Annotated in this window: 25 protein-coding genes; 4 read left to right on the top strand and 21 right to left on the bottom strand. The window is 57.2% G+C overall.

Annotated features, from left to right (window positions below; translation table 11 throughout):
• Positions 1 to 99: 99 nt before the first annotated feature.
• The 20 genes from QP381_RS05830 to QP381_RS05735 form a co-directional block, all read right to left on the bottom strand.
• Complete coding sequence (locus QP381_RS05830; RefSeq protein WP_103632060.1) at positions 100 to 342, bottom strand: hypothetical protein; 243 nt, start codon at positions 340 to 342, stop codon at positions 100 to 102.
• 116 nt (positions 343 to 458) lie between these two features.
• On the bottom strand, positions 459 to 1,157 hold the full coding sequence (nucS, locus tag QP381_RS05825) for an endonuclease NucS (RefSeq protein ID WP_103631921.1): 699 nt from the start codon (positions 1,155 to 1,157) through the stop codon (positions 459 to 461).
• A 126-nt stretch (positions 1,158 to 1,283) separates the two neighbouring features.
• Positions 1,284 to 1,688: a DUF2550 family protein gene (locus tag QP381_RS05820; RefSeq protein WP_103631922.1), complete on the bottom strand. Its 405-nt coding sequence runs from the start codon at positions 1,686 to 1,688 to the stop codon at positions 1,284 to 1,286.
• 65 nt (positions 1,689 to 1,753) lie between these two features.
• Complete coding sequence (locus QP381_RS05815) at positions 1,754 to 2,017, bottom strand: F0F1 ATP synthase subunit epsilon (RefSeq protein ID WP_103631923.1); 264 nt, start codon at positions 2,015 to 2,017, stop codon at positions 1,754 to 1,756.
• Positions 2,017 to 3,465: a F0F1 ATP synthase subunit beta gene (atpD, locus tag QP381_RS05810; RefSeq protein WP_103631924.1), complete on the bottom strand. Its 1,449-nt coding sequence runs from the start codon at positions 3,463 to 3,465 to the stop codon at positions 2,017 to 2,019. The genes QP381_RS05815 and atpD overlap by 1 nt, the downstream gene beginning before the upstream one ends.
• A 23-nt stretch (positions 3,466 to 3,488) precedes the next feature.
• Positions 3,489 to 4,418, bottom strand: coding sequence for a F0F1 ATP synthase subunit gamma (locus tag QP381_RS05805; RefSeq protein ID WP_103631925.1), 930 nt, complete (start codon positions 4,416 to 4,418; stop codon positions 3,489 to 3,491).
• Positions 4,419 to 4,421: 3 nt separating this feature from the next.
• The gene (gene atpA / locus QP381_RS05800; protein WP_103631926.1) at positions 4,422 to 6,062 is read right to left on the bottom strand and encodes a F0F1 ATP synthase subunit alpha; all 1,641 of its coding nucleotides are present in this window, start codon (positions 6,060 to 6,062) and stop codon (positions 4,422 to 4,424) included.
• A 44-nt stretch (positions 6,063 to 6,106) separates the two neighbouring features.
• Entirely contained in the window at positions 6,107 to 6,928 is an 822-nt protein-coding gene (gene atpH, locus QP381_RS05795; RefSeq protein ID WP_179369756.1) for an ATP synthase F1 subunit delta, read from the bottom strand.
• Positions 6,925 to 7,488, bottom strand: a complete 564-nt coding sequence (locus QP381_RS05790; protein ID WP_103631928.1) for a F0F1 ATP synthase subunit B — start codon at positions 7,486 to 7,488, stop codon at positions 6,925 to 6,927. Before QP381_RS05790 ends, atpH begins: the two co-directional genes overlap by 4 nt.
• Positions 7,489 to 7,496: 8 nt before the next feature.
• On the bottom strand, positions 7,497 to 7,706 hold the full coding sequence (gene atpE / locus QP381_RS05785; RefSeq protein WP_006681264.1) for an ATP synthase F0 subunit C: 210 nt from the start codon (positions 7,704 to 7,706) through the stop codon (positions 7,497 to 7,499).
• 44 nt (positions 7,707 to 7,750) lie between these two features.
• Entirely contained in the window at positions 7,751 to 8,632 is an 882-nt protein-coding gene (atpB, locus tag QP381_RS05780; protein ID WP_219585870.1) for a F0F1 ATP synthase subunit A, read from the bottom strand.
• A 234-nt stretch (positions 8,633 to 8,866) separates the two neighbouring features.
• Positions 8,867 to 9,313, bottom strand: coding sequence for a hypothetical protein (locus tag QP381_RS05775; RefSeq protein WP_103631930.1), 447 nt, complete (start codon positions 9,311 to 9,313; stop codon positions 8,867 to 8,869).
• Between the two features lie 36 nt (positions 9,314 to 9,349).
• Entirely contained in the window at positions 9,350 to 10,444 is a 1,095-nt protein-coding gene (locus tag QP381_RS05770) for a glycosyltransferase family 4 protein (protein ID WP_103631931.1), read from the bottom strand.
• 41 nt (positions 10,445 to 10,485) lie between these two features.
• Entirely contained in the window at positions 10,486 to 11,145 is a 660-nt protein-coding gene (locus tag QP381_RS05765; RefSeq protein ID WP_285068065.1) for an L-threonylcarbamoyladenylate synthase, read from the bottom strand.
• On the bottom strand, positions 11,142 to 12,023 hold the full coding sequence (gene prmC, locus QP381_RS05760; RefSeq protein WP_219585211.1) for a peptide chain release factor N(5)-glutamine methyltransferase: 882 nt from the start codon (positions 12,021 to 12,023) through the stop codon (positions 11,142 to 11,144). The genes QP381_RS05765 and prmC overlap by 4 nt, the downstream gene beginning before the upstream one ends.
• Positions 12,024 to 12,055: 32 nt before the next feature.
• The gene (prfA, locus tag QP381_RS05755; RefSeq protein WP_219585212.1) at positions 12,056 to 13,159 is read right to left on the bottom strand and encodes a peptide chain release factor 1; all 1,104 of its coding nucleotides are present in this window, start codon (positions 13,157 to 13,159) and stop codon (positions 12,056 to 12,058) included.
• A 90-nt stretch (positions 13,160 to 13,249) separates the two neighbouring features.
• Positions 13,250 to 13,471, bottom strand: coding sequence for a 50S ribosomal protein L31 (rpmE, locus tag QP381_RS05750; protein ID WP_006681271.1), 222 nt, complete (start codon positions 13,469 to 13,471; stop codon positions 13,250 to 13,252).
• A gap of 253 nt (positions 13,472 to 13,724) precedes the next feature.
• Positions 13,725 to 15,488 carry a transcription termination factor Rho gene (gene rho, locus QP381_RS05745; RefSeq protein ID WP_285068064.1) on the bottom strand — a complete coding sequence of 588 codons (1,764 nt, stop codon included), beginning with the start codon at positions 15,486 to 15,488 and terminating at the stop codon, positions 13,725 to 13,727.
• Positions 15,489 to 15,744: 256 nt separating this feature from the next.
• Positions 15,745 to 16,689 carry a homoserine kinase gene (gene thrB / locus QP381_RS05740; RefSeq protein WP_285068063.1) on the bottom strand — a complete coding sequence of 315 codons (945 nt, stop codon included), beginning with the start codon at positions 16,687 to 16,689 and terminating at the stop codon, positions 15,745 to 15,747.
• A 1-nt stretch (position 16,690) separates the two neighbouring features.
• Positions 16,691 to 17,998 (bottom strand): homoserine dehydrogenase, encoded by a 1,308-nt coding sequence (locus QP381_RS05735; RefSeq protein WP_219585214.1) that lies wholly within the window; start codon positions 17,996 to 17,998, stop codon positions 16,691 to 16,693.
• A 358-nt stretch (positions 17,999 to 18,356) separates the two neighbouring features.
• On the opposite strand from QP381_RS05735, the gene pflB reads away from it, so the two are divergent.
• From pflB to pflA, 3 genes are all read left to right on the top strand, one after another.
• Entirely contained in the window at positions 18,357 to 20,474 is a 2,118-nt protein-coding gene (pflB, locus tag QP381_RS05730; protein ID WP_219585215.1) for a formate C-acetyltransferase, read from the top strand.
• Between the two features lie 75 nt (positions 20,475 to 20,549).
• Positions 20,550 to 20,801, top strand: a complete 252-nt coding sequence (gene grcA2, locus QP381_RS05725; protein WP_179369766.1) for an autonomous glycyl radical cofactor GrcA2 — start codon at positions 20,550 to 20,552, stop codon at positions 20,799 to 20,801.
• Between the two features lie 163 nt (positions 20,802 to 20,964).
• Complete coding sequence (gene pflA, locus QP381_RS05720; protein ID WP_285068062.1) at positions 20,965 to 21,894, top strand: pyruvate formate-lyase-activating protein; 930 nt, start codon at positions 20,965 to 20,967, stop codon at positions 21,892 to 21,894.
• 233 nt (positions 21,895 to 22,127) lie between these two features.
• Here pflA and add read toward each other — a convergent pair whose 3' ends face one another.
• Complete coding sequence (add, locus tag QP381_RS05715) at positions 22,128 to 23,153, bottom strand: adenosine deaminase (RefSeq protein ID WP_285068061.1); 1,026 nt, start codon at positions 23,151 to 23,153, stop codon at positions 22,128 to 22,130.
• Between the two features lie 206 nt (positions 23,154 to 23,359).
• Between add and QP381_RS05710 the strand changes: the two genes are divergently transcribed.
• Positions 23,360 to 24,262: an aldose-1-epimerase gene (locus tag QP381_RS05710; RefSeq protein ID WP_285068060.1), complete on the top strand. Its 903-nt coding sequence runs from the start codon at positions 23,360 to 23,362 to the stop codon at positions 24,260 to 24,262.
• The last annotated feature ends 42 nt before the right edge of the window (positions 24,263 to 24,304 follow it).

Here is a 24,304-nt window from a genome sequence, read left to right as displayed (position 1 = left end):
CAACGATACGAGGAAACGCACGAACAGGCACATGAAATTCACTATCTCGTGACAAATAACATGAGATTAAAGGGCACTTCCCTACTCCTATGCCACTTCCTAGTTCGGACGCAGTCCCCTGTTCCAACAATCCGTGTGCCAATGACGCCTACCATCGAGTCCCTGTGGCAGACCATAGGGAGCTTCTTCTGGCCATGCAACAACGTGTGCTGCCCCAACACGCACCGGGCGCAAACACCCCGGGCATGTATATTCCTTCGAAGATGACGAGACGCGACGAACCTGATAATCACTACCATCAGGCCCAGTTTCCGTATGAGGCATCGACGAAAGCCGTGTCATATCAAGCTCACGGTGAGGCTCACTCCATCGCCGTTTCATTGAACGCCGTGCCATGGCCCTACTTCTCCATTCGCTTCGTCATCATGGCGATAGATGTCAGCGCGCGTTCGACGACATCAGAACAGACGTGACTCAGGATCATCGAAGCCACGCATAGCGTCATAATCGAGCACAACACAGCGGATGCCACGATCCTCGGCCAGAGTACGAGCCTGCTTCGAAATCTCCTGGGCGGCAAAAATGCCCGACACATTCTTCAGCAACGGATCGCGCGACAAAAGCGAAAGGTAGCGAGTCAACTGCTCAACACCATCGATACCGCCACGACGTTTCACTTCAATAGCAACGTGCTCACCCTGCGGATTCTTCACCATCAAATCAACGGGGCCGATCGGAGTTTCAAACTCACGGCGAACGAAAGTCCAGCCTTCACCCAAGACTTCAGGAACCTGCTCTGCCAGCAACTCCTGAAGATGTGTCTCAACACCGTCCTTCACAAGACCGGGGTCTTCGCCCAAATCAACATTCACATCCGAGACGATGTCGTGAATCGAGATGACAAGACGGTCATCTTTCTTATCTGCTTGGACAGTCCACACTTCAGTAACGCCGTCGACTTCCTCATCACTTTCAGGCACTTCCACAGTGACCGTGCACGGGGCATTCATCCAATTCAGAGGCTTATATGATCCACCATCCGAGTGGATCAAAATTGAACCATCCGCCTTGAGCATGATGACGCGCGTGGCGGGGTCAAGGTGGGCTGACAGACGACCGGAATAATCAACGGTGCACGTTGCAATGAGGACTCGCACGCCCCAGAGCCTAACAGGTGAAGGCACTCGATCTTTACTATCAACGCCTCAGACGTGGCAAGATGCTCAAATTTCAAAGCTGAGAAGCAGGAAGCAGACAACCGAGTAGCAGTGTATGAAAGGAACTCAGACCTGAGGCGGACCGGATTCAACCCACGAGACAAGCGCATTGTATGTTTCCTTTGACAATGCGATCTCATAGCGCTTCTCGTTGGAGAGCAGGCGAATCTCAACAAGTTCGCCATCTTTAGAATGCGGGTTCGCCGCAGAGATCTGAAGTCCTCGACGCTTCACGGAATACACGGGCTTATTCGTCAAGCCAACCAAGCGATACCACGACAGCGATTCAACGTCGTAGAGTCCCAGTCCCGCGGTCCATCCCGAGTGCTGATCGGGACGTGAGAATGACCGGAATGCGCCAAGCTTGTTTTCCAAGTGACGCGCACGCACGTTAATGATCAGCAAGACAGGCAGACCAATAACCACAACACATACCACGAGCCACAGCACAATGGCGAAAAGCGAAGTCATAAAGCACCTCCGATCAAAAGTATGAAAGTGCCCCCGCTCGGATTCGCCCGAACGGGGGCTCCTTATCAGGAAATCGTACCGTGATCAGCGACCACGGTCACAAAATCAGAGTCAATGGACGCAAATCCGCTGTCAACGGTGAACGTCTGGACACCTTCCTTGGTCGTCACCAGCACAGTGCCTGCATTCAGCATGGCAAGCATGGGCTGACGACCCGGAAGAATACCCAGCTGTCCATCAACCACGGGGATCTGGACGGACGTACCAACGCCGTGCCAGAGACGTCCCTCGTGGGAGACAATTTCGACTTGGAGTACCTTGTCGGCCATCAGGCGTCCTCGCCGAGCTCGCGCCAGCGGCGCTCGAGGTCCTCGATGCCGCCGATGTTGAAGAACGCCTGCTCCGGAACCTTGTCGTAGTAGCCCTCGGCGATGCGCTTGAAGGCCTCGATGGTCTCCGACAGCGGGACCGTCGAACCGGGGACGCCCGTGAACTTCTCCGCCATATAGGTGTTCTGGGAGAGGAACTGCTCGATGCGCCGGGCGCGCGAGACCGTGACCTTGTCCTCCTCGGAGAGCTCGTCGACGCCGAGGATCGCGATGATGTCCTGGAGCTCCTTGTTCTTCTGGAGGATCGCCTTGACGTGCGTCGCCGTGTCGTAGTGCTCACGACCCACGAGGGCCGGATCGAGGATTCGCGAGGTCGAGGCGAGCGGATCCACGGCCGGGTAGATGCCCTTCGAGGCGATCTCTCGGGAGAGCTCCGTCGTCGCGTCGAGGTGCGCGAAGGTCGTGGCCGGGGCCGGGTCGGTGTAGTCGTCGGCAGGCACGTAAATGGCCTGCAACGACGTAATCGAGTGACCGCCCGCCGAGGTGATGCGCTCCTGCAACTGGCCCATCTCATCCGCGAGGTTCGGCTGGTAGCCGACCGCCGAGGGCATGCGCCCGAGGAGGGTGGAGACCTCGGAGCCCGCCTGGGTGAAGCGGAAGATGTTGTCGATGAACAGAAGCACGTCCTGGTGCTGCACGTCGCGGAAGTACTCAGCCATCGTCAGACCGGTGAGTGCGATACGCAGACGCGTCCCCGGCGGCTCGTCCATCTGGCCGAACACGAGGGCGGTCTTGTCGAAGACGCCGGCCTCGCCCATCTCGCGGATGAGGTCGTTGCCCTCTCGGGTGCGCTCGCCGACGCCCGCGAAGACGGACACGCCGCCGTGGTCCTGCGCGACTCGCTGGATCATCTCCTGGATGAGGACGGTCTTGCCGACGCCCGCGCCGCCGAACAGGCCGATCTTGCCACCCTGGACGTAGGGGGTCAGAAGGTCGATAACCTTGATGCCCGTTTCGAACATCTTGGTTCGGGCTTCAAGCTGATCGAATGCCGGAGGCTGGCGGTGAATTGGCCAACGCTCAGTGATTTCGAGTTGCTCGCCTTCCTTCAGATTCAGCGGTTCGCCGGTCACGTTGAACACGTGGCCCTTGGTGATATCGCCGACGGGAACCGAGATCGGTGCACCCGTGTCAGTGACAACAGCACCACGAACTAGGCCATCGGTCGGCTTCAGCGCGATGGTACGAACAAGGTTGTCACCGAGGTGCTGCGCGACCTCGAGGGTCATGGTGAAGGATCCTTCACCCTCGCCCTGTCCGGCAAGGTCAACATCAACCTTCAGTGCGTTGTACAGCGGAGGAATGCTGTCTGGCGGGAACTCGACGTCAACGACGGGGCCGACGACGCGAGCGACGCGACCTTCCGCTTTGTGTTCTTCCTGGCTCATAGTTCTTCTCCGTGTTCTGGGGCTCAGCCCGCGACCAATGCGTCGGCCCCGCCCACGATCTCACTGATCTCCTGGGTGATGTCCGCCTGACGGGCCGAGTTGGCCAGGCGCGTGTACTTGGTGATGAGCTCTTCAGCGTTATCGGTTGCGGTGTGCATTGCGCGCTGACGCGACGCAAGCTCAGAGGCAGCCGACTGCAGGAGCACATTATGAATACGACCTTCCACATACAGCGGAAGGATCGCATCGAGTACGGCTTCCGGAGATGGGATAAATTCGTATTCGGGGAACGTCGATGATGGATCGTCGTAGTAACCGCGTTCTTCCCCGCGTTCTTGGTCCGATTCGGGAGCATCAACAACAGAAAGCGGAAGCATCTGTCGGACCTCGGGAACCTGACTCATCACGGACACGAAACGCGTGTATACCAGGTGAACTTCTGAAACACCCGTCATCAGAGTACCGTCCAAGAAACGGGAGAGAAGTTCGGTTGCGATCTCACGAGTTGTTTCAAGAGTCGGCGAATCAGATTCGCCTTCCCATGAACGTTCGATGGCGACTCCACGGAATCGGAAATACGAGCGTGCACGACGACCGAAGGTATAGATGATGGGTTCTTTGCCCTCGTCCTTCAGGCGAGTAATCAGACGTTCCGATTCACGAAGAATCGTCGCCGCATAGGCACCCGCCATGCCACGGTCGGAAGCAATGACAAGAACAGCCACGCGAGGAGTATTGTGACGTTCACGCGTCAGTGCGTGATCCAAATCCGTGTGGATCGCGACTGCTGCAACTGCCTGCGTCAATGCCTTTTCGTACGGGCCAAGGCCCGAAGCCGCGCGACGCGCAGCACCGATCCTTGACGCTGCGATCATTTCCATCGCGCGGAAGACCTTCGCCAGCGTTTGCGTTGAGGCAATCCGCTGCTTGTAGATCCTCTGCTGACCACCCATGGATCAGGCCTTCTCGTTCGAGGGACGCTGACGGGTGATTTCTTCGCGAGTCTGAGCTGCTTCCACCTCGGAGTCATCCAGATTGGCAACGCCTCGACCGGCGCTGACCCACTGATCATGGAATGCCTTCACCTGGGATTCCAGTTCAGCTTCTGTTTCGCTTTCCAACAGACCGGTTGATTCGATCGTGCCCAGAACTGAAGAGTTCACGCGCAGGTGATCCAGCAGGGAGCGCTCGAAGGAAAGAACCGCGTCGACCTCAAGATCATCCAAGTAGCCATGCGTACCAGTCCAGATCGAAGCGACCTGCTCTGCAGTCGAATACGGCGATGCTTGCGGTTGCTTCAGAAGCTCCATCAGACGCTCACCGCGAGTCAGCTGCTGGCGGGTTGCTGGATCAAGGTCGGAAGCGAACATGGCGAATGCAGCCATCGAACGATACTGAGCGAGTGTCAGCTTCAGCGTGCCAGCAACCTTCTTCATTGCCTTCACCTGCGCGTCGCCACCAACTCGAGAAACCGAGATACCGACGTCAACGGCCGGGCGCTGATTCGAGTTGAACAGATCGGACTGCAGGAAGATCTGACCATCGGTAATCGAAATGACGTTGGTCGGAATGTAGGCAGACACGTCGTTTGCCTTGGTTTCAATGATCGGAAGCCCCGTCATTGAACCCGCACCGAGCTCATCGGAGAGCTTCGCACAACGTTCAAGGAGACGAGAGTGCAAGTAGAAAACGTCACCGGGGTATGCCTCACGCCCTGGCGGACGACGCAGAAGAAGGGAAACCGCTCGGTAGGCTTCAGCCTGCTTGGAGAGGTCATCGAAGATGATCAGAACGTGCTTGCCCTGATACATCCAGTGCTGGCCAAGTGCAGAACCCGTGTAGGGGGCCATGTACTTGTAGCCTGCGGGGTCGGAAGCCGGGGAGGCAACGATGGTCGTGTATTCGAGTGCACCGGCATCTTCCAGAGTTGAACGCACAGAAGCGATCGTCGAGCCCTTCTGACCGATAGCAACGTAGATGCATCGCACCTGCTTGTTCGGATCGCCGGATTTCCAGTTTTCGCGCTGGTTCAGGATCGTGTCCAGAGCAATCGCGGTCTTACCGGTCTTGCGGTCACCGATGATCAGCTGTCGCTGTCCGCGACCAATCGGGATCATTGAGTCGATTGCCTTCAGGCCGGTCTGCAACGGTTCGTGAACCGACTTACGCATCATGACACCGGGGGCCTGCAGTTCGAGTGCGCGTCGGCCATCAACATCGGTGATCTCGCCCAAGCCATCGATCGGGCGACCCAGCGGGTCAACCGTACGCCCAAGGTAGCCATCACCAACCGGGACAGAAAGAACTTCACCCGTTCGGTGAACAACTTGGCCTTCTTCGATGCCACCGAAGTCACCGAGGATAACGGCACCGATTTCGCGTTGTTCAAGGTTCATTGCCAGGCCAAGTGTGCCATCGGAGAAGCGGAGAAGCTCATTGGCCATTGTGCCCGGCAAGCCTTCGATGTGAGCGATACCGTCGGCGGTCTCGGTGACGTGGCCAACCTCTTCGGTGGCTACTTCACTGGGACGGTAGGACTGCATGAAGGAGTCCAATGCGCCACGGATCTCCTCGGGACTGATAGACAGGTCAGTCATGAGTAATTCCTTCTGTAAACGTTTCTAATCGGTAGTGGTGGCTGTTAGGAAGCCAGAGCCTGTTTCATATCTGAGATACGAGTCGAGAGGCTGGCATCGATCGATGTTGTCTGTGCACGTATTTTGAAGCCACCGACAAGACCGGGAACGACCGAGATAGCAAGCGAAATCTCTGAGTTGAAGCGCTTTTCCAAGAGCGAACGCAAGCGAGAAACCTGCTCTGGCGACATTTCGACCGCGCTTTGAACTGTGACAAGCCGCCTGTTTTGGATGACAGCTGACCATTCGGCGAAGCGCCGAAGGTTCACCAGAAGGCGCCCACGACGAGAACGACCGACGGCACGACGTAGCAAACGCATCGTCCACACTGAAAGCTTCGATTCAAAAATCGCGGTGGCTAGATCACCACGTTCATGGGATGTGCCTAGCGAAGCATCGGAAAGCTTCAAGCGGAGTTCACGGTTGCCTTCAAGGAAATGGCGTACTTCAAAGAGCTCGGATTCGACTCTATCGAGGCTCGAAGCACGATTCGCATCTGAAAGAACTGCGAGGATACCAAGGACCTCCGTGGCATCGGCAAAACTATCGAGATTCGACCAGTGTTCACGCACCATCATTTGAAGAACGCTGAGTGAAGCGTCCGTTGTAAGGTGCGAGCTCAGCAAAGTGCGAACCAGCTGGGCTTTGTCGTCACCACTACGTGATGGATCAGTGAATGCACGAATAACCCGCGGTTCTTTCTTCACGAGGTCAGTGATGGAGAAGAAGTCCTCTCCCACTGCACGCGCGTCGACACCGCTCTGGGCTAGTGCGTCTTCGAGTTGCGTTGCATATGCAACGCGAGAGAGTCGACCGAGTTCACTCATCGATTCGTACGCTCGCTTTCACGGAGAGTATCCGCCTCAAGATCGTCAAGGAAACGATCGACGACACGGCTGGTCAGTGCGGTGTCGCTCAGATGTTCACCAACGATCTTTTCTGCCAACTCGGTTGCCAGAAGACCAACGTCAGAGCGCAGGGAGATCTCAGCTGCCTGCTTTTCAGCAAGAATCTGACGTTGCGCGTTCTCGAGGATACGGGTTGCTTCGTTCTGTGCTTCCACCCGCGCGTCAGCAATGATGCCCTGTGCTTCTTGGGAAGCCTTTTCACGAATCTCGTGAGCCTCGATATTCGCCTGCTTCAGCACGTCTTCACGATCGCGTGTTACACGCGCCTGGTCTTCCTTTGCCTTTTCGGCAAAAGCAAGGCCCTCTTCGATCTTCGCTTGGCGTTCGTCCATTGCAGCGTAAAGACGCGGAAGAGCAAACTTACCAACGAGGAGGAGGACGATGAGTAGAACAAACGCCGACCAGAAGATCTCGTAGAGTGGAGGAAGAATGACGGCGAGGCCACCTACTTCCTCACTCGCGGCGATTACCTGGTGCATAGCGATGGTCACTTAACGATGAGCGGAAGAACGAAGCCGATGAGACCGAGTGCCTCGACCATGCCGGCGCCGATAATCATATTGGTGAACAGACGGCCACCAACCTCAGGCTGACGAGCGGTGGATTCCTGGGTCTTTCCGACCAGGAGACCAATGCCGATGCCAGGGCCAAGGGTTGCAAGACCGTAGCCGATGTAGGCAAATGCTGCGGTTGTCATAGTGTTCTTCCTTTTGTATTGGACGCCAAGAGGCGCGGTTGGGCTCAGTGAGCTTCGATGGACAGTTTGATGTAAACGGCGGAAAGGATCGTGAAGATGTACGCCTGAAGGAACGCAACGAAAACCTCGAAGGCCGTCATGACAAACATTGCTGCGCCGGTCAGCACGCCGAGGGAGCTCATTGCGTTGAGCTCGTGCAGAAGGATTGCGGTACCGAAGTAGGTCATACCCAAGAGCAGGTGACCAGCAATCATGTTCGCCAAAAGTCGCAACATCAGTGTGGATGGGCGAACAATGAACGTCGAGAGGAACTCAATCGGCGTGATCAGCAGGTACATTGCCTTCGGCAATCCCGGCGGGAAAAGCTGGGACTTAAAGTAGTGGCCAATGCCTTGGGCCTTGATACCGCTTCCGACGAAGGTCACGTAAGAGATGATGGCGAACACCATCGGAACAGCAACGACCGAGGATGCTGCAATGTTGATGCCGGGAATAACGCCGGCAAGGTTCATGGCCAAGACGCCAAAAAATGCAAACCCGATGAATCCTGCGAAGCGACGACCGTTCTTGTTCCCAAGCATTTCAAGCGCAACATTTGCGCGAATAAAATCGGCGAGGAATTCAACGGCCATCTGACCGCGACCTGGAACGAGCTTCGGCTTACGGGCAACACCGACCAGTGCAAGGCAGAGAACAAGCGCCATGATCACGCGGGCAAGAGTCAAGCGTGAGAACTCAAAAAGAGTTCCTTCCCCGAAAATTGCGCTCGGGAAAAAATCCTCAAGTCCGGGTTGATGGGGGTGCTGTGTAAAAGCGGGAATTGCCGTAACAACGATAACGATGACGAGAATGACAAGAAGCGTCCAATACCAGACCGGTTTTGCGGTGCTTGCTCGACGGCTCGTCGAGGGCGATGACGTGGACAGGGTGTCCTCCCGGGTAGGTTACTCGACTTTGACAGGCATTTTCACCGTTGATGAAGCGGTCTGACCATCGTATCAGCAGCGTGAGCTTTGATTCATCTTTAAACATGAACTCACCAGATTGGTATGGCTCACGTTTTCCAAATGGGAACGAACGAGCGTTCAGAGGAGCAGTTCACACACGCAGTCGAAAGCCAGTCACGAGGTTCTTTCTGAGCCTCGTGAACCTTCGCACAACTAGTCGACGTTGAACTGGCGCATTCGCACCAGCGCCACCAACTCGAACAATTGGGAGCCGACGATCGCGATCAAAGCGCAGGTAGCGGGAAAACGCACCGGCTGGGCAAAAGCGGTCGGTAGATAGACGAACAGAGCGATTGCGCCGATGCGACCGATGTACGAAAAGGCAATCCACGCCAGAGGATTGCGGGCGGGCTGGGCGAGCTCCAGAAGCGACCTCACATGAATGCCAATAACTGACGCGATCACGCCGATAGCAAGGAGGATTGAGAGGATTTGCGCTCCCCCCGCGTACCCCAGCGCCCCTACAAGGAGGATCGCCACCACTGCGGTCACGATTTCAAGACGCGCAAGCTTTGCCACGGTCGAAGCAAAGAAAGCGGGACGAGAATCGTCTACTCCTTCGTTTTCCTTCGGTTCGTGATTGTGGGAGGAAGTCGTCATTACAGGGTAGTTCTCTCAAAAGTGGGCGACGGGTATTCAGCGTGCGCTGTAGCGGGCACTAGGGAATTCGCGCAGTGTCAGCCCGACAGCAACAGCCAAGAATGGGCTGGTAATCAGCAGAATGATCTTCCAGTCGACCACAAGCAGACAGACTGCGGGAATACACACTAGGGCTGTCCACATCCACATGATCGCGACGACCGTACGGTGCGAGTGTCCTCGCATGATCAGACGATCATGGAAGTGGGATCGGTCGGCGTGGAATGGGCTCTTGCCTCGAAGCATTCGCCTGATCGACGTGACAATCAAGTCAAGAATCGGGATGAAAATGACCGACAAGGGCAGAACAATCGGGAGCACCCCGACGAAAACCTGTTGCGTTCCCAGCAGTGATGGGTTAATTTGCCCAGTCATGATGATGCCGGCTGCAGCCAAAACAAGACCGAGTGTCTCCGCTCCCCCGCCCATCATGATTGACGATGGGTGGAAGTTGAACCAGAGGAAGCCGACACATACGCCTACCAGCGTGATCGTAATCAACGAGGCCGTCGTCGCATACGATGTTGCGCCGACGATGCGGGTCACCGAATAGGAATAGACGAAGAATGCCGCCGCCCCGATAGCGATAATCCCCGCTGCTAGCCCATCAAGACCATCAATGAAATTGACGGCGTTAATGATGCCGACGACAAGGAACACTGTCACGATCAAAGACAGGCGCGATGACCCGATGGTGATGCCGAAGATCGGGAAAGATACCAGCTGAACACCGTTAAACGCCATGATTCCGGTGATCAGAATCTGCCCGGACAGTTTCGCCATCCAGTCCAGTTCGATGACATCGTCGATAACTCCAAGGATGCACATTCCGAGAGTGGCAAAAAGGACTGCCCAGGGAATACTGGTTGCATACAGGGGACTCATGTAGGGAATCCTCGACGCCAATAAAAGCGTCACGACAAGACCGACCGTCATCGCGATTCCACCAAGGCGAGGAATCGGGTCCTTCTGGATATCGCGGGAACGCAGCTTGGGAACAATCCCCCACGCAATGCACGCACACCTGACAATGGGAGTCATCAAAACGGTGACTCCCATGGCGACGAGCATGAGCAGAAGATAGACCTTCATCGGTCGGGGGTTCCAGGCCTTTCAGTGTGAACCGGTTGCGATCACTTTGATGTGTTCGCGGGTTCGATGGTGGTTCCAGCGGTAAGCGATAACTGTTCTAAGGATAGTGTGCCCAGACGGATTGCCCGTACCCCACCCTTCGTGAAGTCGAGGATTGTTGAGGGTGTCGAGCCGGGAGTCGGGCCACCGTCAACGTAGAGCGGAACCTGCGTCCCAAAGTAGTCCACTGCTTCGCCAACGCTTGTTGCCGGTGGATTTCCTGTGGTGTTTGCGCTGGTCAAAGCCAGTGGGCCGACCGTATCCAACAGCGTGCGGATGCGGGGCTCGTTCGGCATACGCACGCCGATTGTTCCCCCGGTTTCACCCAGATCCCAGCCAAGATCGGGGCGTGCCCGCAGGATCAGAGTCAATCCGCCCGGCCAGTATTCATCTGTCAACCGGTATGCAGCCTCGGGGATATCGACGCAAAGAGTTTCGATTGATTCGCGACCCGGAACGACAACGGGCGGCGGCATTTGGCGACCTCGTCCCTTGGCTGCAAGAACGCGAGCCACTGCGTCAGGATTACTCGCATCGCACCCGATTCCGTACACGGTGTCTGTCGGGATGATGATCAGCTGACCGCTTTTGACAGCGGTTGTCGCTTCCTTCAGGTCTGAGCTATCCCATGTGGGGGTGCAAGAAATGATTCGCGTAGTCACATCGGCATTGTGCCACGTCTGGTAACAAGATAGCGATCACGACCCGTCAGATCGGGCATGGTCTGAGGGTGCGTGAAGCCTGCCCGTTGTGCAGCGGTACGCATCAGTTCTGATTGACTCGGCGAGTGTTCAACAATCACCCAACCGCCGGGCTTCAGCAAGGTGGCGCTGCGCGCGAGGATCGCAGATGGAATCTGCATGCCACTCTCTCCCAGCCCGTAGAGTGCCATATCCGGGTCTCGCTGGGCTTCTGCCTGCGTCGGAGCCTCGTTAAAAGGAACGTAAGGCGGGTTCGAGACAACAATGTCGACACTGCCGTCAAGGTCAGCCAAAGTGGCCGGGTCAGTTGCGTCACCGTTCACGAGGCCAATGCGCCCGCCACCGTATTTTTCACAATTTTCCCTGGCGCATTGGAATGCCACCGGCGACAGTTCGACGGCGAAAACATCGCTTTTGGGGATTTCGTGTGCGAGCGAGCAGGCGATTGCACCAGATCCGGTACACAGATCGACGAGGCGCACGCTGTCACGAGTTTTCAGGATCTCGCGCGCCTGATCGATCGCCTGGCCCGCAACGACTTCGGTTTCTGGACGGCACACGAAGACACCTGGCATTGCACGCAACGTCAGACCACGGAAGAACATGCGCTCAGTGATGTGTTGCAGTGGAACACGTTTCATTCGTCGTTCAACCCCATCAATAAAGCGATGAACGATCGCTGGGGCGATGGGCTCACGGATTAACCACAGTGATTCCACATCCGCCGCCCATTCCAGAAGTTCGCGCGCCTCGGAAGCTGGAGCGGCCTCGTCGATCTGTGAAAGCTGGGCGCGTGCGAAGGCAAGAGCGTCGCGGACGGTGGAAATCTCGGCAGTCATTGGACGATCGGTGAAATGGTCGCGAGAGACTCTCAGGCGCTGGCAGAGGCGAGTCGCTCGGCTTCATCGGCTTCGATCAGCGAAGCGATGACGGGCTCAAGTTCGCCGGCAAGCACGCGATCAAGATTGTGCGCTTTGTAGCCGGTGCGGTGTTCAGCGATGCGGTTTTCTGGGAAGTTGTAGGTGCGTACGCGCTCGGAACGATCAACGGTGCGAACCTGGCTGAGGCGCTGGGCCGATGCTTCAGCTTCGCGCTTCGCACGAGCTTCGGCTGCCAAACGGGACGCCAAGACGCGCAGGGCTGCTTCCTTGTTCTGTAGCTGCGATTTTTCGTTCTGCATCGAGACCACGATGCCCGACGGAATGTGGGTGATGCGGACAGCGGAATCCGTGGTGTTCACCGACTGGCCACCGGGACCCGAGGAACGGTAGACGTCAATGCGCAGGTCGTTCGGGTCGATGACAATCTCAGTGTCATCTTCAATTTCGGGCATGACGAAGACGCCGACTGCGGAGGTGTGAATACGACCCTGCGACTCGGTGACGGGCACGCGTTGCACGCGGTGAACTCCGCCCTCGAACTTTAAGTGAGCCCACACGCCTTCTTCTGGGGTCACGGTTCCCTTGGCGCGAATTGCCAGCGTGATATCTTTGTAGCCACCGAGTTCAGTGTCCGTTGAAGAGAGTTCTTGGACGCTCCAGCCCTTCGATTCGGCGTAGCGCGCGTACATGCGAGCGAGGTCGGATGCGAAAAGAGCGGATTCTTCACCGCCCTCCCCTGCTTTAATTTCGAGGATGACGTCGAGGGCATCCTCACTGTCGCGCGGTGCGAGGATTTTCAGTAGCGCGTCGTAGGCGTCTTGCGCCTCATTTTCGAGGCCTGGAATCTCGTCAGCGAACGATGGATCTTCCGTGGCCAGTTCACGGGCAGCCTCAAGGTCATCTCGGGTGCTCGAGAGTCGATCAGCAGCAGCCTTGATGCGAGACAGCTCAGCGAAACGCCTTCCCACGCGACGCATCTTCGCAGGGTTGGACAGAGTATCCGGCGCCGACATCTCCTGTTCGACGCTTTCGTACTCGCTCAAGAGTGCTTCAAGGGCACTCAGACCTTCACTGGTCTCGTTATCGACTGTCATGGACTTCCTTTAAAGCTGAGTGGCCAGATACGCCTCGGCGCCGGGCGCTTAACGCTCCCGGCGCCGATCAAAACGCAACGTACGCTTGCCTCATTTGGAGGGGCGAACACGCTTTCCGTAACGTGCCTCGAACTTAGCGACGCGACCGCCGGTGTCGAGGATCTTCTGCTTGCCGGTGTAGAACGGGTGGCAAGCGGAGCAGACGTCCACGCGCATCTCACCGGTGGTGAGGGTGGAACGGGTGTGGAAGCTGTTACCGCACGTGCAAGTCACGAGGGTATCCACGTATTCGGGGTGGATGTCCTTCTTCATGGAGTATCTCCTGGGTTCGTTGGTGCCCCGGGTCCGGATCCGCAGATCTTCCCACATCTGGTGGCAAGTATCCTTCCGCCTTGGAGTATCCAATTGGAGTATCCAATTGGAGTATCCAAACGGTGGCGAACCGGTGAACCGATGGCCGACGGCGTCAATTGTGCCACTTTCGGCGCTCTTACGTCTATGTGGCAGGGCCCTCATATGCGTGAAACGCGCGACCTTTTGACGCGCGTTTCACGTCAGGGGGTTCTCAGTCAGCACTGGGAGTGGTCTTTTGGACCATCATCAGGAACTCAGCGTTCGACTGGGTTTCCTTGAGCTTTTCAAGGATCAGTTCCAGACCGGACTGCTGATCCAGCGTGCCAATCACGCGACGAAGCTTCCACATGATGCGAAGTTCTTCAGGCTGGAACAGCATTTCTTCACGGCGGGTACCGGACGCATTGACGTCGATCGCTGGGAAGATACGACGGTCTGCCAGCTGACGCGACAGACGCAGTTCCATATTGCCGGTGCCCTTAAACTCTTCGAAAATGACCTCGTCCATCTTCGAACCGGTCTCAACCAGAGCCGACGCGATGATGGTAAGCGAGCCGCCTTCCTTGAGATTACGGGCGCCACCGAAGAACTTCTTCGGCGGGTACAGGGCGGATGCGTCAACGCCACCCGACAGGATACGGCCGGAAGCCGGTGCGGCTAGGTTGTAGGCGCGCGACAGTCGCGTGATCGAGTCAAGAAGAACGACAACATCCTGGCCGAGTTCAACCAGACGCTTTGCGCGCTCTATGGCAAGTTCGGCGACGATCGTGTGATCCGATGCGGGGCGGTCGAAGGTCGAGGCAATGACCTCCCCCTTGACGATCGAACGCATATCCGTCACTTCTTCCGGACGTTCGTCAACCAGGACGACCATCAGGTGAACCTCGGGATTGTTGATCTCGATAGCCTTCGCGATCTGCTGGATGACCATCGTCTTACCGGCCTTCGGTGGCGAAACGATCAGGCCACGCTGGCCTTTACCGATCGGAGCGACCAAGTCGATAACGCGTGGCGTGTATGCCTTTGCGGACGTTTCGAGGCGTAGTTGCTCATTCGGGTAAACCGGGGTGAGCTTGGAGAACTCGCGACGAGCCTGCGCTTCCTCGATCGACATGCCGTTCACGGAGTCAACGCGAACCAGAGCGTTGTACTTCTGACGCTGCCGTTCACCTTCACGGGGCTGCCGAACGGCACCTGCAACGGCATCGCCCGCACGCAGACCCCAACGGCGAACGTTGCCAAGGGTGACATACACATCGTTCGGACCGGGAAGATAACCAGAAGTGCGAACAAATGCGTGATTGTCCTGAATATCCAAGATGCCAGCGATCGGAGCAAACTGTTCGTCTTCGCGCACCTGTTCTTCGCGGTCGCCACGATCATTGCGGTCACGGTTACGACGATTATAGCGATCGTTGCGGTTGTTGCGATCACGGCGACGGTTGTTGCGATCACGGCGGTTACGACCGCGCTCTTCGCCTTCTTCCCCTTCGGGAAGCTCAATGGCGTCCAGGGACGGAGCCTTGACGGAAGCGTTTTCTTCCGCTTCGGGCTTCTCACCGCCCTTCTTGGGAGCCGGCAGTTCAATAGTCGCCGGTTCGGTTGGTCCGGCGGTCGCGACGCGACGACGACGTGACTTGCGCTGGGGCTGTTCAGCGTCGTCATTCTTCGTTCCCTGATCCGGGGTTCCCTGGTCCTGGGCAGGTGCCTGGGTAGCAGGCGCAACCTGCTCATGTGAAACTTCAGCGGTAGCCGCACGACGCGTACCACGGGCACGGCGCGTGGGGGCCTCGTCAGATGAAGCGGAAGCCTTCTTAGCTGGCGCAGACGAGGAAGAAAGAGCTTCGATCAGGTCGGCCTTACGCATCTTTGACGTACCCTTGAGACCTTGGCTGGAAGCTAGCGCCTGGAGTTCAGCCAGCTTCATGCCCCGCAATGCAGACTGTGTCTTGGGGGCGGCTTGTTCGTTTGTCACGAATGAATCCTCACTGGATATGGAATGCTCTTTTCGAGCAAATGGGGATCTCCCTTTAAAACGGGAGGAATACGTTGCGATAACGCTGATCGCGTGACGTAAGGGATGAGCCACCAAAACGTGGCGGGCCGTAAGACCCGCTTCAAGTGTACCAACCGTTTGTCTCTATAGGCACCACAACGTTAAAGTCGCGCGTTTGTGCGCATAAAGTCACACGAGACTGAAAGAAAACAAAGAAAACAGAACTGAAGGATAATCAGTAGAGCTTCGCCAGTCGCCCGCGAGTAATCGCCGCACCTTTGCTTGGCACGTCAAGAGCCATGACCTTCCAGCCCGCTGATCTGGCGTCCGCGCAGATTTCGTCCGGCACCGTCTCCACGGCCAGAACCGTCGGTCCAGCACCAGAAACTGTGGCCGCGATGCCGGCATTGCGCAACCAATCCACCAGCGCAAGCGAAGGCTCCATGGCTTCGCGTCGGTATTCCTGGTGCAAAACATCCGCCGTGGCATCCATCAGCAGATCATGGAACGAGGCCTGCCCCACCGAACGAGCCTGTCCTGAAAGGAGCGCAGAAAGAAGAGCGGCTCGGGCAACATTGAAGCGCGCATCTGTATGGGCGACCACTTGCGGAAGAGCGGAACGGGCCTTTTCGGTTGCCAATTTAAAGTCAGGTATAAAGACGACGGGGGCAATGGCGTGAGGAACCGAGAGTGAAACTGCACCCGGCCGGCCGTTATCGACCCACGCGATGGTTGCTCCACCAGCGATTGCTGGCGCAACGTTGTCGGGGTGTCCTTCCAATTCGGTACCGATCATGAGGACTTCTTCGTCCGTCAGGACATCCTCGCGCCCGATAAGCGCGCGAGCAAGAAGAATTCCCGCAACGATCGCACTGGCCGATGAACCCATTCCGCGCGAATGAGGGATGCGGTTTGTGCAACGCATTTTCACGCCAACCTGCGGTGCGCCCGCACGATCGAGCGCTAAGCGCATCGCTTGGACGACAAGATTGTCTTCACCGGTTGCAACATTCCCTGCGCCCTCACCTTCAACGGTGACGCTTGTGTGGACTCCGGAGGTTGCGTGAACTGCAACTTCGTCCCAAAGGTTCAGCGCCAGCCCCAGCGAATCGAATCCTGGGCCAAGGTTCGCGCTGGTTGCGGGGACGCAGACGGCAACGAATTCTTCGGTGATTCTCATGTCACTCCCCTTCGACGCGAATCGCGCTGGTGACTTCACGAACCGCGGGCGAGTGCGACAGGGCGTGTGCGACTGCCGCCAGATCCGCTTCGCGGGCAAGGTGGGTTGTCGCCACGATCACGCAGGCACCCGGCTCCTTGTCGTCGCGCTGATGCACAGACTGGATGGAGACGCCGTGGCGAGCGAATATTCCGGCAACATCGGAAAGTACACCAAGGCGATCCTCTACCTGCATACGAATCTGGTAGCGAGTGAAGGCCATGCCCGGGTCAAGAATCGGCAGGTGAGCGTAGACGGACTCACGGGGTGCGTGTCCGCCGAATGCGCGGTGGTGGGCAGCAGCGACGAGGTCCGAAAGAACAGCGGACGCGGTGGGAGCACCACCTGCACCCTGACCGTAGAACATCAGACGGCCTGCTGCTTCACCTTCGATGAGGATGGCGTTGAATGCTCCATCGACACTGGCCAGAGGCGAATCGAGCGGGACGAGCGCGGGGTGGACGCGCATGGCAACGCCGTCTTTACCGTCTTCTCCAACACAACGCTCAGCGATGGCAAGAAGCTTGATCGTACGACCGAAGAAGGCAGCTTCTTCCATATCTTCTGCCGTGATCTTGGTGATGCCCTCAACGGCAACGTCATCGATTCCGACGCGCGTATGGAAAGCCAACGAGGCCAGAATTGAACACTTTGCCGCCGCATCGAAACCGTCAACATCTGAGCTGGGATCGGCTTCGGCAAAACCGAGCTCCTGGGCTTGATTCAACGCTTCCTCATAGGACAGGCCGCGCGACGCCATCGCATCGAGGATGAAATTGGTCGTGCCATTGACGATGCCCATCACCTTGGTGATGCGGTCACCCGCAAGCGATTCGCGCAGGCCGTAAACGACGGGAACTGCGCCCGCAACCGAGGCCTCGTAGTAGAGGTCTGCGCCGGTTTCAGCCGCAGCGGCATACAGCTCTGGACCGTGAGTAGCAAGAAGGGCCTTGTTGCCGGTCACCACGGAAATGCCCTGTTTGAGTGCTCGGATGACATAGGTTCGGGCTGGCTCAATACCGCCGATCAATTCAACGACAATGTCGTGGCCATCGATGGCTTCTTCGGGATGGGTCGTCAGAAGTGCAGGATCCACATCGTAGTCACGAGGCGCATCAAGCCTGCGGACCGCTACCTTGTTCACGCGTATACGCGCACCTGAACGAGCTTCAAAATCGTCGGCCTGCTCTGTGAGCATTCGGATAACCTGTGATCCGACGGTACCTGCACCGAGAACACCGACTTTCAGTTCGGGGCTACGCTCTTCCACCGAGAAACTCCTTGACCACTCACGCACGTGTTTGCGCTGTTGGTAATGAGCATAGGCATAGATAGGACTCAATACATACGCGCGTCCATTTCTTTGAGAGAGAACAATAGTCGAGCGCAACCTCGTGCTTAAAGAACATCACACCCACACTTAGGACTAACGTCCCCCTCGAAAATGTTTATTGTTAACAATTGTGCACGTTGTGATAACCCGCACCTGTGACAAATGACCTCTGTATGGAAACCCTAACTATGTAGGTACACAATTGTTACAAGGTACCTACCGGTACACATTCGAGAATCATCTAATGCAGTGCGGTACAACGATCGGCCGCAAGCATTTATTGAGAAGAGGAACGATGACAGAGCAGACCGCTCCCAGCATCCCCACACAAGAGGCTTGGACCGATTTCAAAACTGGAAATTGGGACAAAGAAATCGACGTCCGCGACTTCATCCAGCGTAACTACACGCCGTACGAGGGCGATGCCTCCTTCCTCGCAGGTCCCACCGAAAAGACCCTCCGCGTCTGGGACACCCTCGAAAAGGAGTACCTTTCCGAGGAACGCAAGGTCCGCATCCTCGACGTCGACACCCACACCCCCGCCGACATCGACGCCTTCAAGCCCGGTTTCATCTCCTCCGACGACGACGTTATCGTCGGCCTGCAGACGGACGCCCCCCTCAAGCGCGCGATGATGCCCAACGGTGGCTGGCGCATGGTCGAGACCGCCATCAAGGAGGCCGGTAAGGAGGTCGACCCCGAGGTCAAGAAGATCTTCACCCAGTACCGCAAGACCCACAATGACGCGGTCTTCGACATCTACACGCCGCGGATCCGAGCCGCCCGCTCCTCGCACATCATCACTGGCCTGCCGGACGCCTACGGTCGCGGTCGCATCATCGGCGACTACCGCCGCGTCGCCCTCTACGGCGTCGATCAGCTCATCGAGTGGAAGCAACAGGACAAGGACCGCTACGCAGACCAGCCTTTCTCCGAGCACTGGGCACGCTACCGCGAGGAGCACTCCGAGCAGATCAAGGCGCTCAAGAAGCTGAAGAAGATGGCGGCCGACTACGGCTTCGACATCTCCGGGCCCGCGAAAACCGCGAAGGAAGCGGTCCAGTGGACCTACTTCGGCTACCTCGCCTCTGTGAAGTCGCAGGACGGCGCCGCGATGTCGATCGGTCGCCTCTCCGCCTTCTTCGACGTCTACTTCGAGCGCGACCTCGCCGCCGGTCTCATCACCGAATCCGACGCACAGGAGATCATCGACGCCCTCGTCATCAAGCTCCGCATCACGCGCTTCCTTCGCACGATTGATTACGACCAGATCTTCTCGGGAGACCCCTACTGGGCAACCTGGTCAGACGCAGGCTTCGGCGACGACGGTCGCACGCTGGTCACCAAGACCTCATTCCGCCTGTTGCAGACCCTGCGTAACCTAGGCCCCGCCCCCGAACCGAATATCACGATCTTCTGGGACGAAAACCTGCCCAAGGGCTACAAGGAATTCTGCGCAGCGATCTCGATCGAAACCTCGTCCATCCAATATGAGTCCGACCCGCAGATCCGCCAACACTGGGGCGACGACGCCGCCATCGCATGTTGCGTCTCCCCGATGAAGGTCGGCAAGCAGATGCAGTTCTTCGGCGCACGCGTCAACGCTGCAAAGGCCCTGCTCTACGCCATCAACGGTGGTCGCGACGAAATGAGTGGCAAGCAGGTCGTTGAAGGCTACGAGCCCATCACCGGCGACGAACCACTGAAGTTCGACGAGGTCTGGGCCAAGTACGAAGAGATGCTCGACTGGGTTGTCGGCACCTACGTTGAAGCCCTCAACATTATCCACTACTGCCACGACCGCTACGCATACGAAGCAGTCGAGATGGCACTGCACGATTCCGAAATCATCCGCACCATGGGGTGCGGTATCGCAGGCCTGTCGATCGTTGCTGACTCGCTGGCAGCCATCAAGTACGCAAAGGTCACGCCGATCCGCGACGAAACCGGACTGGTTGTCGACTACACAACCGAAGGCGAATTCCCGACCTACGGCAACGATGACGACCGCGCCGATGAGATCGCCGCAACCGTCGTCCACACCGTCATGGACAAGATCCGTCAGATCCCGATGTACCGCGACGCAATCCCGACGCAGTCCGTCCTGACGATCACCTCGAACGTCGTCTACGGCAAGGCAACCGGCGCATTTCCATCCGGTCACCGCGCAGGCACCCCGTTCGCACCGGGCGCAAACCCGGAGAACGGCATCGACACCCACGGCATGGTTGCTTCCATGCTGTCGGTCGGTAAGCTCGACTACAACGATGCGCTCGACGGTATCTCGCTGACGAACACCATCACCCCGTCCGGCCTTGGCCGTACAAAGGCCGAGCAGATCGACAACCTTGTCGGAATCCTCGATGCAGGCTTCGTCCCGGACGATACCTGTGAAATGATTTCCAGTAACTAATCATTCTTACCGGGAGCGGGGCACTACCAAGCCCCGCTCCCGAGACCAGACAACACCCATAAGGAGAAAATCATCATGGCAACCAAGACCTACGAAGAGCGCCTCGCAGACATGAAGGCAGCCCGTGAAGAGCGCGGCGAGTCCGACGGCCTGTACCACGCCAACATCAACGTTCTTGATCGTTCCACCCTGGAAGACGCAATCGAGCACCCCGAGAAGTACCCGAACCTGACCGTTCGCGTTTCCGGCTACGCCGTTAACTTCGTGAAGCTCACCCGCGAGCAGCAGCTTGACGTTCTCTCGCGTACCTTCCACCACTCGGCCTGATATCCGCTTTACGCTGGCGTAAAACAGATTCAGCACCTTCCGGTTCGGGGCGCGGGGTTCTTCCTGCGCCCCGAATTGCGTCGACGCCCTTAACAATTGCGCACTCACAATGAACAGAGCATGAACGTGCGCCTCGTTCCCTTTCATTCACGATCAGGACACCATGACTGAGCTTTCCCACACCGCCCCCGTAGGCGATGGATCTTCAATCGTTCCCACCGGACCCATTGATTCCCACTCGAAGCTCCGCGATCAAGACTTCCAAGCACCGACCGGTCGCGTGGGCGGTCAAGGAGTCGCAGGCCTGGGTGAGCTGAGCGAGATGGAACGCACGGAGCGCCTGCACAAGATGCATGACGGCACGCTGGGATCCGTTCACTCGTGGGAGCTTGTGACCGCTGTCGATGGTCCGGGAACGCGTCTGACGATTTTCCTTAACGGATGCGGGCTCCGCTGCCTGTACTGCCACAATCCCGACACGTTCTTCATGAAGAATGGAACGCCCGTTGAGATCGACGAGATCCTCGGCCGTATCCATCGCTACCGTAAGATTTTCCGCACGACGGGTGGCGGTATCACCCTGTCCGGTGGCGAAGCCATGATGCAGCCGGAGTTTGTTCGTCGTATCTTGGCCGGAGCGAAAGCAATGGGGGTTCACACCTGTTTGGATACGTCGGGGTTCCTTGGCGCGAACTGCGATGACGCGATGCTCGACGATCTGGATTTGGTTCTGCTGGACGTGAAGTCCGGTATCCCTGAGCTCTATAAGAAGGTCACGACCGGCGACCTTCAGCCGACCGTTGACTTCGGTGATCGCCTGGCGGCGCGTGGCACGACACGCGTGTGGATTCGTTTTGTCTTGGTGCCGGGATTAACTGATGACAAGGACAATATCGAAGCGATAGGAAACATCATCACGAGGTGGCGCAATGTCATCGACCGCGTTGAGGTCCTCCCCTTCCATCAGATGGGTCAGGATAAGTGGGATTCACTGGGCTTGGATTATCAGTTGCGTGACACAAAGCCACCCTCGCCTGAGGCGACCGAGGAAGTTCGTGATTACTTCCGCTTACTGGGCTTCGAGGTTCACTGACGCTCAGTCGCTGTTCGTCCTATCGACGAGGCCCCACTTGAGTCTCTTTACTCTATGCGCCACGCACTTTGCGGGTATTTTTTCGTGAAAGGGGCGGGTGCTATCAATGAGTAGCACCCGCCCCCCACGTTTATTCAGGTCGGAAGTCTCACCGGTCTTGGCACATTCGCCACGAGACGTCACGGGGTCTGACGCGATCGGCTAAGCGCCCCCAGTGAAACCAGAAGACCGAGTCAGTTGGTTGCAACAAAAGCGTCGAGCTCACCCAGCAGGCGTGCACGCTCTGCGTCGGAAACCCAAGCGATTTCAAGAGAATTACGTGCCAGCTGAACAAGCATGTCCTTGGTGAAGCCTGCCTGGTCGGCAAGAGCGTAGAAATTGTCGGCAACGTAGCCACCGAAGTAGGCCGGGTCATCAGAGTTGATGGTGACCTTCACGCCACGTTCAAGGAGAGTCTTCACTTCCTTGTCCTTCATATCGTGGTTGTTCGCGGTGACGAACGAGTTCGATAGCGGGCAGGAGGTCAAGCCAATGCCCCTATCTGCGACCAGCTGAACCAGCGCATCGTCTTCCACGATGTTCGTGCCATGGTCAAGGCGCTCGGCACCGAGCTCAGTCAGCGCACGACGGATATTGTCGATAGAGCCAACCTGATCAATGTCGCAGTGCATCGTGACATGCAGACCGTTGTCCTTCGCCATCGCGAAGACCTCGGCGAACTTCTCCGGTGGATTATCGCGCTCGTCAGAATCTAGGCCAACGGCGAAGAACTTGTCCTTGTGTGGCAGTGCTGCTTCAAGGGTTTCTCGCGCGGATTCTGCGCTCATATCACGCAGGAAGCAGAGAATCAGGTCAGCGGAGAGTCCGTCTTCGCGTGCCTTCTCAACAGCCTTGTAGTAGCCGTTGATGACAGTTTCAATCGCAATACCACGCGTGGTGTGAGCCTGGGGATCGAAGAAGCACTCAGCGCGACGAACACCGTTCGCCTTGGCTCGCGCAAAGTAAGCGGAGGCCAGAGCCTCGAAGTCCTCTTCATCCTGCAGGACATTCATCGCCGGGTAATAGACGGCGAGGAACGAGGTCAGGTCGGTGAAGTTGTAGCTGGCCTGAACTTCCTCGATGGTCGACTGACCGATATCGACGCCGTGCTTGGTAGCAAGAGCAAGCTTAAGATCGGGTTCAAGCGTGCCCTCAAGGTGGAGATGCAGTTCTGCCTTGGGCAGGCCAGCAACGAATTCACGCGTGACGGTGGTGGTCACGATTCCTCCTTGGTAAAAGTTGTGCGACGAAAGTGTCACCCGCCCATTGTGTCACGACCGAATGACGAACATCTAGCCACTGAACAAATCGGTAGAGTGCCAGTTCGTGCCTCGTCAATTTCCTTCCCCACTTTGTCACTTTTCGCAACTAAGCTTGATTGCATAAGCGTGCTAGTCCACGCATTCACCAACCGTCAGGAGCACCCATGCCTACCCGTCACGCGTCCGGTTACGAAATCTTTCTTTCTTCTGGAGAATATGAGGCTCGGATTGTTACCGTCGGCGCCGGACTCGCCTCACTCACGTACGCAGGGCGCGACTTAGTCGTCGCCCATGACGCGGATGAAATTCCCGAAGGCTACTTGGGGAAAACGCTGATGCCCTGGCCGAACCGTATTGCTGGAGGAACATACACATGGGAAGACATCACCTACACGGTTGACGTGAATGAACCTGCAACCGGCTCAGCATTGCACGGTCTGATGACCTGGGTTGACTGGACGATTATTCACGCTGATTCTGACTCAGCAACACTGGGAGCATTCATCGCTCCCCGCTATGGCTACCCGTGGCCGATTGAAGCGTGGGTAACCTACGCGCTCAGCGCCTGCCGTGGTCTGACCGTCACTCTAGTGGCAAAAAACGTCGGCTCCACACCCGCCCCATATGGTGTTTCGTCCCACCCCTACCTGTCACTCGATGGCAAGAAGAATGATGGATACGAGGTTACGATTCCAGCCTCTGAAATCATCCGGGTCGATCAGAACATGGTTCCTGTTGAAATGGTCCCGGTAGATGATCTTGAGCGTGATTTCCGCACTCCGCGCCTACTTGGCTCACAATCTGTTGACCATGCTTTCACCGGTTTGCCCGAAGGTGAATGGACCGTTCAACTGCGTGATCCAGAAACCGGATTGACGGTTCAATTGAAGGCTGACACCCCGTGGGTTCAGGCGTTCACTGCTGATTCCATGGGACGAACCGGCATCGCTGTTGAGCCAATGACCTGCCCCCCGAATGCCTTTAATTCAGGCAAGGATCTCATTGTGCTTGCCCCTGGCCAATCCCACACGATGACCTTCACGATCATCGGTTCGATCGAAAGCTGAGGCTTTAACCCATACACGTACTGCTGGCCGACGGTATTCACT

The sequence above is a fragment of the Pauljensenia sp. UMB6358 genome, from assembly GCF_030216865.1.
In the GTDB taxonomy this organism is placed as follows: domain Bacteria; phylum Actinomycetota; class Actinomycetes; order Actinomycetales; family Actinomycetaceae; genus Pauljensenia; species Pauljensenia turicensis_A.
This window is presented reverse-complemented; position numbering and strand designations above follow the sequence as displayed.